This window comes from Tsukamurella sp. 1534, from assembly GCF_000312385.1.
GTDB lineage: Bacteria > Actinomycetota > Actinomycetes > Mycobacteriales > Mycobacteriaceae > Tsukamurella.
The window spans coordinates 812,040-825,422 of the sequence record NZ_HE997626.1; the positions used below are offsets into that span (position 1 = coordinate 812,040).

Below are 13,383 nucleotides of genomic sequence, written 5' to 3' on the forward strand. Positions count from 1 at the left end.
TATGAGCCTCCTGAGCGTGTCTGCGTTGCCAGTGCCAGACTATCGCCATGGAGCTCGCGGTTGGGCTTGTCGCCCTGGTTGCCACCGTCCTGGTGGTCAGCGCCCTGTGCGATCGGTTCGGCCTCGCCGCGCCCCTCGTCCTGACGGTCGTCGGCATCGGCGCCTCGTTCGTCCCGGCCATGCCCGCGGTGCCGCTGCACCCCGACGTGGTGCTGCTCGGACTCCTGCCTCCGCTGCTGTACGCGGCGGCGAGCAAGGCCTCGCTGGTGGACTTCAAGGCGAACCTCCGGCCCATCGGCATGCTGTCGGTGGGGCTGGTGCTGTTCACCGCGGCCACCGTCGGCGTCGTCACCTCGTGGCTGCTCGACATCCCGTTCGCCGCCGGGCTCGCGCTCGGCGCCATCGTGGGCCCACCCGACGCCGTGGCCGCGACCGCCGTCGGCCGCAGGATCGGCCTGCCCCGGAACGTCACGACGCTGCTCGAGGGCGAATCGCTGTTCAACGACGCGACGTCCATCGTGCTGCTGCGGACGGCGATCGCCGCGGTCGCCGGCACCGTCGGGTTCTGGCAGGTGGCCGGGTCGTTCGCGCTCAGCGCCGTGGGTGGCGTGGCGGTGGGCGTGATCGTCGCCGTGCTGCTGCGGTTCGTGCTGCGCCGCGTGACCGACCCGACGCTCACCACCGGCATCACCCTGATCAGCCCGTGGGCCGCGTACCTCCCGGCCGAGCACATCCACGGCTCGGGCGTCGTCGCCGTCGTCGTGACCGGACTCATCGTGGCCTACCGTGCGCCCACCGACCAGACGGCGGTCGGCCGCATGTCCGCGCGGATCAACTGGAACACCGTCCAGTTCCTCCTGGAGAACGCGGTCTTCCTGCTCATCGGCCTACAGATGCGGACGATCTTCGAGGGCGCGGCCGCGTCGCCCATCGGCTGGCCCACGATCCTCGTCACCTGCGCCGCCGTGATGGCGACCGTGATCCTGGCGCGGATGGTGTGGTGCGCACCGTCGGCCCTCCTCTCGATCCGGGTGGACGCGGAGAACGAGCGCCTCAGCGCCGGCGAAACGACGGTGCTGTCCTGGGCGGGCATGCGCGGCGTCGTCACGCTGGCGGCCGCGTTCATCCTCCCGACGGACTTCCCGGACCGCGAGGTGCTCGTGTTCGCGGCGATGTTCGTGGTGGCCGGCAGCCTGCTGATCCAGGGGTCGACGCTGCCCGCACTCGCCAAGGCGTTGCACGTGCGCGGGCCCAACGCGCGCACCGACGCCCTGCAGCAGGCCGTGGTCATGCGGTCCGCCATCACGGCCGGCCTGGAGCGGCTCGACGAGATCGAGGCCAGCCCGGAGAACACCGTGCCGCAGCCGCTGCTCGACGGGGTCCGGGAGCGGGCGGTCAGCCGCGAGCGTTCGTTCTGGGAGCGACTCGGACCGGATTCGCGGGACACGCCCGCCGCACAGGTCCGCGAGGTGCGGCTGCAGATGATCGCGGCGGAGCGCGAGGAGGTGCTCAGGCTCCGCGACAGCGGGCAGGGCGACCACGAGGTGCTGGAGCAGGTGCTCTCGTCGCTCGACGTGGAGGAGGCCATGCTCACCGTCTCGGCGAGCCGCAGCGAACGCGTCGCGGTGGCCGAACTGCTCACCGTGCCGTGGTCGGGAGACGAGTGTGACCATCTCCGTGTGGCGGATTCGTTCGCCGACCCCGTACCGCTCAGCGAGACCTGCCTGGAGTGCCTGGAATCGGGGGAGAACCCGGTACGGCTGCGGATGTGCCTGACCTGCGGACACGTCGGCTGCTGCGATTCCTCCGACGGCAAGCACGCGACCGCCCACTTCGAGGCGACCAGCCACCCGGTGATCCGGAGCTTCGAGCACGGCGAGGCCTGGCGCTGGTGTTACATCGACGAACTGCTCAAATAGAGCCGGTACTCTGGTCGGGTGCACTACAACGACCTGACTCTGGCCGCCTCGACCACCATGCAGGCCTTCTCGCCGTCCGACATCACCGACCCCGTCGCGGTGCTGAACGCGTTCGGCCCGATCGCCCTGGTGGGTCTGCTGCTGGTCGTGTTCATCGAGTCGGGTGTGCTGTTCCCCGTACTCCCCGGCGATTCGCTGCTGTTCGTCGCGGGCCTGCTCACCGCCGCCGGGACGGGCGCCGCCGTCGGCGAGGCCACCTACACGGGTTCGGCCATGTCGCTGCCGGTGCTGCTGATCGGCGTGCCGATCGCCGCGATCCTCGGCTCGCAGGTGGGCTACTTCATCGGCCGGTTCGGCGGCGAGAAGTTCTTCTCTCCCGACGCCCGCTTCCTCAAGACCAAGTACCTCGACGAATCGCACGAGTTCTTCGAGAAGTACGGCCCCGCCACGCTGATCCTCGCCCGCTTCGTCCCCTTCGTGCGCACCTTCGCCCCGATCGCCGCCGGCGCCGCGAAGATGCACTACGCCAAGTTCGTCATCTGGAACGCGATCGGCGCCGTCATCTGGGGCGACGGCATCCTGCTGCTGGGAGTGTGGCTCGGCAAGATCGACTGGGTCCGCGACAACATCGACAAGATCTTCATCGCCATCGTGCTGGTGTCGGTGCTGCCCATCGTGTGGGGCGTCGTGAAGAAGTACCTCGCCGATCGGCGCGCTGACTCCTCCGCCAGCGCTTAAGCTCTGCCTGTGCTCGAATTCGTCCAGAGCGCAGGGCCCGTGATGATCTGGCTCGTCGTCGCCGGATTCGTCTTCTGCGAGTGCGCGTTCATCATCGGACTGTTCCTCCCCGGTGACTCGCTCCTCCTGACCGCGGGCCTCGCCATGGCCACCACCGGCCACAGCTCCTACTCCGTCTGGGGACTCGCCCTCGCGGCGTTCCTCGCCGCCATCGCCGGCAACAGCGTGGGCTACGCCATCGGCTACAAGATGGGCGACCACGTGCTCGCCAAGAAGGACGGCCGGTACCTCAACGCGCACAACCTGCACCGGGTCAAGGAGCTGATGGACAGGCACGGCTTCTTCTCCGTGCTGATCGCCCGCTGGATCCCGTGGGTCCGCACCCTGTGCCCGCTGGTCGCGGGCGCGGCGGGGATGAACAAGCGCAGCTTCACCGTCGCCTCGGTGCTGGGCTCGCTGATCTGGGCGCCGTTCCTGCTGCTCGTCGGGTACTACGGCTCGTCCGCGCTCGAGGACTACAAGTGGATCCTGGAGTGGGCGCTCAAGGGCATGATCGTGTTCCTCGTGGCCGGCACGATCCTCGGGATCGTCGGGTACCGGCGCGAGATGGCCCGGCCCGACGTGACCGTCGACCTCGACGACTGACGGCGCCCGGATGACCGTCCTGCAGACCCGCGGCCTCGCCGTCGCCTACGCCGACCGCCCCCTGTTCTCCGGGCTCGACCTGGTGATCTCGCCGGGCGACGTGGTGGGGCTGGTCGGCGCGAACGGCGCGGGCAAGTCCACCCTGCTCAAGCTCCTCGCCGGCGTCGGTGCGGACGGCGGGCCCGACGTGACCGGCACCGTCGACCTCGCCCCAGCCGACGCCACCGTCGGGTACCTGGCGCAGGAACCCGAGCGCCTGCCCGGCGAGACCGTGGCGGGGTTCGTGGCGCGGCGCACCGGCGTCGCCGAGGCCGAGGCGGCGATGGACGCCGCGGCGGAGGCACTCGCGACCGACCCGTCGGACGATCGGTACACGCCCGCCCTGGACCGGTGGCTCGCGCTGGGCGGCGCCGACCTGGAACAGCGGCTCGCGGCGATCCTGGACGAGGTGGGGCTCCCCGACGCGGGCGCGGCGATGACGGGGCTCTCCGGCGGGCAGGCGGCCCGCGCCGGGCTCGCCGCGGTGCTCGCCTCCCGGTACGACGTGCTGCTGCTCGACGAGCCGACGAACGACCTCGATCTGGCCGGCCTGGAGCTGCTGGAGCGGTTCGTGGCCGAGGCGGCGACGGCGATCGTGGTGGTCTCGCACGACCGGGAGTTTCTGGCGCGCACCGTGACCACGGTGGTGGAGCTCGACCTCGCGCAGCAGCAGATCGGCGTGTACGGCGGCGGTTACGAGGCGTACCTGGTGGAGCGGGACGTGGCCCGGCGGCACGCACGCGAGGAGTACGAGCAGTACGCGGGCAGGCTCTCCGACCTCCAGGACCGTGCGCAGATGCAGCGGAACTGGATGGAGCACGGCGTGCGCAACGCGCGCCGCAAGATGAAGTCCGGCGCCGATCCCGACAAGGCGGGCCGGAAGGCGCGGCTCGAGTCCACGGAGAAGCAGGCGTCGAAGGCGCGGCAGACGGAGCGGGCGATCGAGCGGCTGGAGGTGGTCGAGGAGCCGCGCAAGGAATGGGAGCTCCGGATGTCGATCGCCGCGGCGCCGCGCAGCGGCAGCGTGGTGGCGACGCTGTCCGGCGCGACGGTGGCCCACCCGGGGTTCACCGTCGGGCCCGTGTCCGTGTCGGTCGAGTACGGCGACCGGATCCTCCTGACGGGCCCCAACGGGGCCGGCAAGTCGACGCTGCTGTCGCTGTTGCTGGGACGGCGCGCGCCGTCGGCCGGAACCGCGACACTCGGTTCCGGCGTCGCGATCGGCGAGATCGACCAGGCGCGTGGACGATTCCTCGGCGACGGTGCGCTCCTGGACGCGTTCTGCGCGGAGGTGCCGGACACCCCGCCCGCCGACGTCCGCACGCTGCTCGCGAAGTTCGGGCTGCGCGGGCATCACGTGCTGCGGCCCGCCTCCTCGCTCTCGCCGGGCGAGCGCACCCGCGCGGCCCTCGCGTTGCTGCAGGCCCGCGGGGTGAACCTCCTGGTGCTCGACGAGCCCACCAACCACCTGGACCTGCCGGCCATCGAGCAGCTGGAGCAGGCCGTCGAATCCTTCGACGGCACGGTGATCCTCGTGACCCACGACCGCCGGATGCTCGACACCGTGCGCGCCACCCGCCGGTGGCGCATGGCGGCCGGCGCACTCAGCGAGGACTGACCGCCGCCCGCCCCGGATACCGCTCGACGATCTCTGCGCGAGGAGCGGGTCCGGTTGCGGCGCGGCCCGCACGCGCGCCGGTCACGCTCCGTCATGCACGGTGATCGCGTAGCCGTCGGGATCGAGGAACGTGAACGCCGTCCCGAACGGGCCGGGGGCGGGTGGCGCGGCGATCGGTACGCCCGCCGCAACCAGATGGTCGTGCAGTGGCTGCGCGTCCTCGCAGTTCATCCATAGTGCCACTCCGATCCCGGGGCGCGGCGATGCCGCGGCGAGATCCACGCCGGGGAGCGGCTCGCGCACGGCGAAGGGGATGGGCAGCGTGGCGAACACGACGGCGCCGGGCGGCGACTGGGGCGCCCGCTGCAGCCCCAGCGCCGTCTCGTAGAACTCTGCGGAACGGTCGAGGTCGCGCACCTGGAGCGCGAGGAAATCGGGACCGGTGACTGTGCTCATGATCGAACTCCTCTCATGTCAGCTTTCTGACATATCTGAGCGTATGTCAGAATACTGACATGACGCAAGAGGCGGATCACCACGCTCGGATCGGGTACCGGATCAAGGAGGCCCAAGTGGCGGTCCGGATCCGCATGGAGGAGGAGCTCCGGCCCTACGGACTGTCCGCCGCGCAGTACGCGGCACTGGAACTGATCGGCCGCTCCCCCGAGGCGTCGAACGCACAGCTCGCACGGGAGGCGTTCGTGACGCGCCAGTCGATGAACACCATGCTGCAGGCCCTGCAGCGCCGCGGCCTCGTCGTGCGCGCCGAGACTGCCACCTCCGGCAGGGAATTGCCCACCGCACTCACCCCCGAAGGCACCGCCCTCCTGCGCGACGCCGCCGCGGCGGTCGACGCCATGGAGGCCACGGCCGCCGAGAAACTCACCGCCGACCAGCAGCGTCAACTGCTCACGGGACTCGAGCTGGTGATCCGATCGCTCCGCGAGACCTGAGGCCGCAGGCGCGCTCAGCCACGACCGACCGTCAGCGGCGGGCGAGGGCGGCGGCGGCCTCCATCGTCATCCAGCCGCTGATCTGCACCGAGAGGTCGCGCTCCGGTATCTCGCTGGAACGCACTGTGCCGCCGGTGAAGTAGGCCGCCGCGCCGCCGGAGACCGGGATCTGCGCGTCGCGGGTCCAGTCCGCGCTGAACAACACGTGCCCGTCGATCTCGCGGCTGCCCCGCCACGCGGCCTCGGCGGAGGCGACCACGATGTCCTCCGCGGACCGGCGCACGTCGTCCGTACCGGGCCCGCCGCGCAGCTGCGCGGCCGCGAGCGCGAGGTAGCGCACGAGGATCCCGTTGAACAGGCCACCGTCGCCGCCGGTGCCGCCGGCCACCACGTGCCGCTCGGTCATGTGCTGATCGACCGCGGCGATCAGGCGGCCCACCCGCTGCGCATGCCGCGGCGAATCATCCTGGGACAGTTCCGTGTCCAGGCCGATGGTCACGCCCTGGTTGTACGTGTACTTCTCCGGGTGCCGCTTCCCCGCCTCGGGGTTCGCCGGGTCGCCGTCGATGCCGTCGTCGATGAGGCCGTTCTGCGGATCGAGCAGCCTGCGGTGGAGCCAGTCCGCGGTCTCCTCCGCGCGGTCGAACTCACCCATCCGCGCGAGGAAGATCCCCGCCGGCCCGTTCGCCGGTGCGTTGAGGAACAGACCGGTGGTGCGCCACGGGATCCCGCCGCCGGCCTCGGGTACCCAGGCGTCGAGGAAGCGCCCGGTGAGCACCCGCAGCCTGCGGCCCGCGTCGACGCCCGCGTGCCGCTGCGCGCGCTCGAGCGCCAGCCCCATCCACGCCATATCGTCGTAGTAGGAGTTGGTGACGCGCAGCAGGTTCCGCACGCGGTGCCCGCGGGCCAGGCGGAACACGAGGCGCCGGTTCTGCGGCGAGCCGTCCCGCAGGTAGGCGTCGACCGCGGTGTCCAGCAGATGCGCCTGCCACCAGTAGTTCCAGCTGAACAGCAGCCGGTCCCGGCGGGTCGGCGGGTACGCGGGGAGGCCGAGGCCGGTGGTGGGGATCCCCCAGACCGAGCGGATGTGGCGCGCCTCGACCGCGGCCTGCGCCTGTGCCGCGCGCTGGTTCCAGTCGACCGTCGTCATACCCTCCATCTCACCACGCGGAGCCGGGTTCCGCGCCCCGGGTTCGGCCGTGATTCCGTCGCGAAAATGCGCTCAGGAGGCGGGCCGCGACCATAGTGGCCGCGAGTGCCCCGGTGGAGTCATTTTCGCGACGCGGCCGCGCTCACCACGCCGCGTCGAGGTCCGCGTGCTCGCGGATCCACGCGTGCATGGCGATACCGGCGGCGACGCCCACGTTGATGGAGCGGGTGGAGCCGAACTGGGCGATGGACACCGTCGAATCCGCGATGCCGCGGGCGCCGCCGGAGACGCCCGGGCCCTCCTGGCCGAACAGCAGCAGGCACCGCCGAGGCAGCGAGGCGCGCTCCAGCGGCACCGATCCCGCCAGGTTGTCGACGGCGACGATGGGGAGCCCGCGCTCCGCGCACCAGGCTGCGAGGGCGTCGGTGTCCGGGTGGTGTTCGAGGTGCTGGTAGCGGTCGGTGACCATGGCGCCCCGCCGATTCCAGCGTCGCCGGCCCACGATGTGCACCGCACGGGCGCCGAAGGCGTTGGCGGTGCGCACCACCGTGCCGATGTTGGCGTCGTGCCCCAGGTTCTCGATCGCCACCTCGAACGGATGCCGGCGGGCGTCGAGGTCGGCGACGATCGCCTCCCGGGTCCAGTACCGGTACTGGTCGACCACGTTGCGGCGGTCGCCGTGCTCCAGCAGTTCGGGGTCGTACCGGGGGTCCGGCGGCGGCGGACCGTCGCGCTCCTCGGACCAGGGACCGACGCCCACGGAGTGCGGCCCCGGTAGGCCCGTGACCCACTCGGTGGGGCCGGGTTCGGATTCGGGGCCGGTCACAGCCCCAGGTCGGCGAGGCCGAGCACCGAGCGGTACTCGAGGCCCTCGGCGGCGATGACGTCGGCCGCGCCGGTGGCGCGGTCCACGACGGTGGCGACGCCCACCACCTCGGCGCCGATCTCGCGCAGGGCGCGGACGGCGGTGAGGGGCGAGTTGCCGGTGGTGGTGGTGTCCTCGACCACGAGGACGCGCGCGCCCACCACGCTGGGTCCCTCCACCTGGCGCTGCATGCCGTGCGCCTTCGCGGCCTTGCGGACGACGAACGCGTCGATCGGCCGCCCGGCCGCGTGCATGACCGACGTGGCGACGGGGTCGGCGCCCAGGGTCAGGCCGCCGACGGCGGCGTAGTCCCAGTCCGCGGTGAGCTCCCGCAGCAGCCGGCCGATGAGCGGCGATGCCTCGTGGTGCAGCGTCGCGCGGCGCAGGTCCACGTAGTAGTCGGCCTCCCGGCCGCTGGAGAGGGTCACCCTGCCGTGGACGACGGCGAGCTCGCGCACCAGCTCCGCGAGGCGGACCTTGGCGGCCGCGTCGAGGGCGGGGAGCGTCACCGTCGGGTCTCCTGGCTGCGGCTGGGCAGCGGCTGGCCCGGATCGCGGGGGCCGCCCGACGTGATGACGCGCGCGTGGCCCTCCGGCGGGAGCACGCGCAGCAGGTCGCCGAAGCGGCGGACGGCCTCAAGCGACTCGTCGAGGTCCTCGGGGTCGTCGGTGCTGGGCATCGCGGCCAGCGTCCAAGTGCCCTCGTTCCAGAGGGTCTCGATGTAGGCGGGCACCTGCTCGGCGAACGTGATCATGCGGCGGTCCGCGACGCGGCGGGCCACCTCGGCGTTGTTGGTGTAGAGGACGCGGCGGCCGAGTGCGCCCAACGGCTCCATGCCGGGCTCGATCGGCGGGTCCGCGTGCTCGTTGCGCAGGTCGAGCAGCGCCCCCGAGGAGGCGCCGCGCTGCACCGCCGCGATCGTGACCGTGTCCTGCAGGTCGAAGATGTAGGCGCTGGCACCGAAGTAGGTGCCGTGCGCCACGTCGACCACCGCCGGATCGCCCGGGATCGCCATCCCGCCGCGGTGGAACTCCTCGCGCAGCGACGGGTCCGCGGGCTTGTAAACGAACTCGCGGCTCTTCGCCCACTCGGCGCGCTCGGCTTGGACGTTGGGCGCGTGGTTGCGCTCGTAGACGATGAGCGCGGCGGCCAGCGCCGCGAACACCACTGCGAGGACTATGAACACTACGTACGACATCGCCACCTACACTAGCCGGTCGATCGGCACTTTCACCCGCCTGACGGTGTTCCGGCGATCGATATCTGCCCCGCGTAGATCGCCTGGGCCGATCCGCCGTCGGCGCTCACCTGGATGATCACCACGTCGCCGACCTCGAGATCGGACAGTGTGCTGCCGTGCGTCGTGGTCACCTGCGTGGCCGGCCCGGTCCGCAGGACGACGGTGCCGCCGTCGGGCGCGGAACGCACGGTGATCGCGCCCCTGTCCACCGTGGTGATGGCGCCGATCACCTCGCGCCCCGGCGTGATGGGCACGCCCGTGCGCTGGTCGTTCACCGGAACCCCGGCCGATTTGCCGACCGGCGAGGTGCGGCGCGAATCCCCCAGCTCGGACGAGATGTGGATGCTGTAGGCCAGCCCCGCGCCCACGACGCCGATCCCGAGCAGGCACAGGATCGTGACGAGCCAGGGGCTGCGGGAGCGCACGTGTTCGTCCACGCCGACGCACCTCCTCGTCTCTCGTTCCATGGTGCCCCCTCACACGGGCATCCTCGGCGAACCTAGGCGCCGTGTCTGAGATGCACCTGTGAGCGAAGCGGGCGAATCTCTATGACCCCGACTAGCGTTGCGGCCGTGGGACGTCTCTGGCCGCCGCGCGCGCTTACCGATGGCGAAGCGCCGGATGCGCGGTTCACTTTGGCGAATGAACGCACCTTCCTCGCCTGGATCCGCACCGCCCTCGGGCTCGTCGCCGCCGCCGTCGGGCTGGAGGCGTTCGCGCCGCACGTCGTGCCCGAAGCCGTGCGGACGCCGCTCGTGGTGACGCTACTGCTGGTCGCGGCCGGTCTCGCCGGGTACGCGTTCCGCCGCTGGCTGGCCGTCGAGGGGGCGCTGCGCACCCGGCGCGAGCTGCGCGGTTCGCCCGCGACGGTGGCGCTCTCCGCGGTGATCGTGGCCGCCGGGATCGTGTTGGCCCTGGCGATCGCCCTCACGTGACCGCGCCGCAGGGCCCGTCGCTCGCGGGCGAGCGCACGCGCCTGGCCCGGGTGCGCACCGTCGTCGCCCTGGTACTGACGGCCGCACTCGTGGGCCGGGCCCTGCTGCCCCACCACCCGGTCCTGGCCGGGGTGGCGGTCCCCGTCGCGGCGGTCGGCACGGTCCTGGCGCTGCGACTCGGGCGCGCCCGTACCGGGCCGGCGGGCGCGGCGGCCCTGGCGGGCTGCGTCGCGGTGCTGGCCCTCGCGGGCCTCGCCCTGCCCTGAGGCCGGGATCAGGCCGCGCGCACCCGGACGCCGACGGTGGCGCCGGCGCCCCGTCGGACCTTCGACCCGAACACCGTGAGCCTGCCGATGAGCCCGTACTTCCGGCCGATCAGCGCGGCGGCCTCGGCCCCGTCAGACACCTCGGCGACGCCGGCCACTTCCGGGCCCTTCACCGTCCTGCCGCGGGCGTCGCACGCCTGCACCAGGACCGACGGGTTCCGCTTGAGCCGCTTCACCTTCCAGGAGTCGCCCACGGTCCACATCACGAGGTCGTCGCCGTCGCGGACGGCCCACAGCGGGGAGGCGACGGGGGTGCCGTCCTTGCGGTAGGTGGTCAGGAGCACGTACTTGGCGTCGGCGACGTCGCCGACGGTGGCTGCAGTCATGTCCCCAGCGTAGGCGCGCTCAGCCCGCCGCGCGGGCCTCCGCGGGCCCCGGCCAGCGGTCCGGCACGCGGGTCGCGAGCCAGCGCACCAGCGCCGCGTTGACATCGGCCGGCCGCTCCTCCGCCATCCAGTGCCCGGATTCCACCACGACCTCGGTGAGGTCCGCGCACGCCGCACGCATCGGCTCGGCGAGGCGCGAGCGCACGGTCTCCAGGGTCGCGTCGTACCGGCCGTGCAGGAACAGCGCAGGCACGCCGATCCGTCCCCCGTCCAGTTCGCGATCCGCGTACTCCGCGTCGGCGACCCCGTTGACGTACCAGGAGTTCGGCCCCGCCATCCCGTTCCGCTGGAACGCGGCCGTGTAGATCGCGTGGTCCTCCGCGGTGAGCACGGCCGGGTCGGGCGCCATCGTGGGAACCGGGCCACCGCCGAACCAGCCGCCGTTGCGGGAGATCAGGGCGGTCGGCGCGGGCCCGTCGAGGTGCGACGGTGCGCCGCTGCGGAACAGCGCCGCGATCAGCCCGGCCACATCGCTCTCGAAATAGGCGGTGACCTCGTCGAACGCCTTGAGGTAGTGCACCTGGTAGTCCCACTGGCCGTACGGGAACTCGTCCGCCGGGTAGACATCGCGGTCGATCAGCTCGACGGTGCTCGGACCGCTCGACGGGAAGTGGGGAACGTTGAGGGAGGCGACGGCGTCGACCACCTCGGGGTGGTGGGTGGCGATGTTCCACACGACGGGCGAACCCCAGTCGTGGCCGATCCACACCGCCGATCCGCGGCCGAGCCCGGCGAGCAGCTCCAGCATGTCCCGCACGGCCTCCTCGCGACGATAGGCGGCCTTGTCCGCGTACACCGTGGAGTTCCCGTAGCCGCGCATGTCCGGTGCCACGCAACGGAATCCGAGCGCGCCGAGCGCGGTCAGCTGGTGCCGCCAGCTGTGCGACAGCTCCGGCCAGCCGTGGCAGAACACCAGGAGCGGGCCGTCCTCGGGACCGGCGGCGAGGTAGGCGGTGGTGTGCCGTTCCGTGCGCAGCGTGTGCGGCGTGATCGTCATGGTCTCAGCCTGACACGTACCGCGATCCCTTGCCCGCGCGCGGCCCACGGCCCAGTATCGAAGGCATGCCCCACGTGATCGTCCAGAACTGCTGCAACGACGCGTCGTGCGTCCCCGAGTGCCCGGTCGACTGCATCCACCCCACGCCGGACGAGCCGGAGTACGCCACCGCGGAGATGCTCTACATCGATCCGGACGTGTGCATCGACTGCGGCGCCTGCATCGACGCGTGCCCCGTCTCCGCGATCACCACGGACTACGAGCTGACCGCGGAGATGGCCCCGTTCGAGACGATGAACGCGGACTACTACGAGGCGGTGGGCTCGTCCGCGGACCGCGATCATCCGTTCGCCGACCCGCGGGCGCGCCGCAAGCGGCCCGCGTCCGACGCCGAAACGCTGCGCGTCGCCGTCGTGGGCGCCGGGGCCGCGGGGCACTACGTGGTGAGCGAACTGCAGCACCGCATCGACGTCCGCGCCACGATCGACGTCTACGAGCGGCTCCCCGAGACCGGCGGACTCGTGCGCTTCGGCGTGGCGCCCGACCACGCCGACACGAAGAAGGTGCAGGAGCAGTTCGCGCAGTCGCGCACGCATTCGGGCGTGACCACGCACCTGGGCGTGCGGATCGGCGAGGACGTGTCGGCTGCCGAGTTGTCCCGCACGCATCACGCGGTGGTGTACGCGGTGGGCTCGCTGCACGGCCGGGATCTGGGGCTTCCGGGGGCCGACCTGGCGGGCGTCACGGCCGCCGCGGACTTCGTGGCCTGGTACAACGGCCACCCCGATTTCGCCGGGCTCTCCGTGGACCTGTCCCACGAGCGGGTCGTGGTGCTGGGCAACGGCAACGTCGCGCTCGACGTCGCCCGGGTCCTCACCGCCGACCCCGAGGTGTTCGCCGGCACCGATATGACCGAGGACGCCCTGGCCGCGCTGCGGGATTCGCAGGTGCGGGAGGTCGTGATCCTGGCCCGGCGGGGCCCGGGGCACGCCGCGTTCACGACCCCGGAGCTGGTGGGACTGGCCAGGACCGTGCCGGTCGTCGCCCTACCGGGCGACCTCGAGGAGGCCGCCGACGAACCCGCCGACCCGCAGGCCCGGTTCTACCGCGAGCAGAAACTGGCTCTGCTGCAGACCCTTCCGGCCCCGGACGCCGCTCCGGACGACCGCAGGGTGGTACTCCGGTTCGGCACGACGCCCACCGCCATCACCGCCTCCGACGGTGCGCTGTCGGTCGCCTTCGACGACCACGGCGCGCCGACGAGCCTGGACTGCGGCCTGGTGCTGCCGTCGATCGGGCTGCGCGGCACGTCGGTGCCGGGCGTGCCCTACGACGAGGCCGCCGGCACCATACCGAACGCCGACGGGCGGGTCCTCGGGCCCGACGGTGCCGCCCTCCCCGGCGTGTACGCGGCGGGGTGGTGCAAACGCGGCCCGACGGGGGTGATCGGCACGAACCGGTACGACGCCCGCGGCACCGTCGACGCCCTGGTCGCCGACTTCCACGCCGGACTGCTGACGGCGCCACCCGCCGAATAGCGACCCCGCGACACGCGCAGAGGCGGGCGCGACC

At 72.2% G+C, this 13,383-nt stretch carries 16 protein-coding genes; 8 read left to right on the top strand and 8 right to left on the bottom strand.

Annotation, left to right across the window (positions count from 1 at the left end; genetic code table 11):
* Positions 1–47 precede the first annotated feature (47 nt).
* Genes BN39_RS04160 through BN39_RS04175 form a run of 4 tightly spaced genes read left to right on the top strand, consistent with a single transcriptional unit; the run spans position 48 to position 4,959 of the window.
* Positions 48–1,919, top strand: a complete 1,872-nt coding sequence (locus BN39_RS04160; protein WP_019201100.1) for a Na+/H+ antiporter — start codon at positions 48–50, stop codon at positions 1,917–1,919.
* An 18-nt stretch (positions 1,920–1,937) separates the two neighbouring features.
* Positions 1,938–2,657, top strand: a complete 720-nt coding sequence (locus BN39_RS04165; RefSeq protein WP_019201101.1) for a DedA family protein — start codon at positions 1,938–1,940, stop codon at positions 2,655–2,657.
* Positions 2,658–2,666: 9 nt separating this feature from the next.
* Entirely contained in the window at positions 2,667–3,302 is a 636-nt protein-coding gene (locus BN39_RS04170; RefSeq protein WP_040765845.1) for a DedA family protein, read from the top strand.
* 10 nt (positions 3,303–3,312) lie between these two features.
* Positions 3,313–4,959, top strand: coding sequence for an ABC-F family ATP-binding cassette domain-containing protein (locus BN39_RS04175; RefSeq protein WP_019201103.1), 1,647 nt, complete (start codon positions 3,313–3,315; stop codon positions 4,957–4,959).
* 81 nt (positions 4,960–5,040) lie between these two features.
* Here BN39_RS04175 and BN39_RS04180 read toward each other — a convergent pair whose 3' ends face one another.
* Complete coding sequence (locus BN39_RS04180; protein ID WP_019201104.1) at positions 5,041–5,415, bottom strand: VOC family protein; 375 nt, start codon at positions 5,413–5,415, stop codon at positions 5,041–5,043.
* A 59-nt stretch (positions 5,416–5,474) separates the two neighbouring features.
* Between BN39_RS04180 and BN39_RS04185 the strand changes: the two genes are divergently transcribed.
* Complete coding sequence (locus tag BN39_RS04185; RefSeq protein ID WP_040765847.1) at positions 5,475–5,912, top strand: MarR family winged helix-turn-helix transcriptional regulator; 438 nt, start codon at positions 5,475–5,477, stop codon at positions 5,910–5,912.
* A gap of 31 nt (positions 5,913–5,943) precedes the next feature.
* Here the strand turns inward: BN39_RS04185 and BN39_RS04190 are convergent, their stop codons facing one another.
* From BN39_RS04190 to BN39_RS04210, 5 genes are all read right to left on the bottom strand, one after another.
* Positions 5,944–7,062, bottom strand: coding sequence for a glycoside hydrolase family 76 protein (locus BN39_RS04190; RefSeq protein ID WP_019201106.1), 1,119 nt, complete (start codon positions 7,060–7,062; stop codon positions 5,944–5,946).
* Positions 7,063–7,204: 142 nt separating this feature from the next.
* Positions 7,205–7,888, bottom strand: coding sequence for a TrmH family RNA methyltransferase (locus BN39_RS04195; protein ID WP_019201107.1), 684 nt, complete (start codon positions 7,886–7,888; stop codon positions 7,205–7,207).
* A complete protein-coding gene (gene pyrE, locus BN39_RS04200) occupies positions 7,885–8,436 on the bottom strand; it encodes an orotate phosphoribosyltransferase (protein WP_019201108.1) in 552 nt (183 codons plus the stop codon). The genes BN39_RS04195 and pyrE overlap by 4 nt, the downstream gene beginning before the upstream one ends.
* Positions 8,433–9,125: a hypothetical protein gene (locus BN39_RS04205; protein WP_148281410.1), complete on the bottom strand. Its 693-nt coding sequence runs from the start codon at positions 9,123–9,125 to the stop codon at positions 8,433–8,435. Before BN39_RS04205 ends, pyrE begins: the two co-directional genes overlap by 4 nt.
* Positions 9,126–9,157: 32 nt before the next feature.
* Positions 9,158–9,604: a hypothetical protein gene (locus BN39_RS04210; RefSeq protein ID WP_019201110.1), complete on the bottom strand. Its 447-nt coding sequence runs from the start codon at positions 9,602–9,604 to the stop codon at positions 9,158–9,160.
* Between the two features lie 198 nt (positions 9,605–9,802).
* Between BN39_RS04210 and BN39_RS04215 the strand changes: the two genes are divergently transcribed.
* Entirely contained in the window at positions 9,803–10,102 is a 300-nt protein-coding gene (locus BN39_RS04215; protein ID WP_019201111.1) for a DUF202 domain-containing protein, read from the top strand.
* Positions 10,099–10,368: a hypothetical protein gene (locus BN39_RS04220; protein WP_019201112.1), complete on the top strand. Its 270-nt coding sequence runs from the start codon at positions 10,099–10,101 to the stop codon at positions 10,366–10,368. Before BN39_RS04215 ends, BN39_RS04220 begins: the two co-directional genes overlap by 4 nt.
* 8 nt (positions 10,369–10,376) lie before the next feature.
* Here the strand turns inward: BN39_RS04220 and BN39_RS04225 are convergent, their stop codons facing one another.
* Positions 10,377–10,754 carry a PPOX class F420-dependent oxidoreductase gene (locus BN39_RS04225; RefSeq protein ID WP_019201113.1) on the bottom strand — a complete coding sequence of 126 codons (378 nt, stop codon included), beginning with the start codon at positions 10,752–10,754 and terminating at the stop codon, positions 10,377–10,379.
* Between the two features lie 19 nt (positions 10,755–10,773).
* Positions 10,774–11,811 carry an alpha/beta fold hydrolase gene (locus BN39_RS04230; protein ID WP_019201114.1) on the bottom strand — a complete coding sequence of 346 codons (1,038 nt, stop codon included), beginning with the start codon at positions 11,809–11,811 and terminating at the stop codon, positions 10,774–10,776.
* 65 nt (positions 11,812–11,876) lie between these two features.
* Between BN39_RS04230 and BN39_RS04235 the strand changes: the two genes are divergently transcribed.
* Entirely contained in the window at positions 11,877–13,349 is a 1,473-nt protein-coding gene (locus BN39_RS04235; protein ID WP_019201115.1) for an FAD-dependent oxidoreductase, read from the top strand.
* The last annotated feature ends 34 nt before the right edge of the window (positions 13,350–13,383 follow it).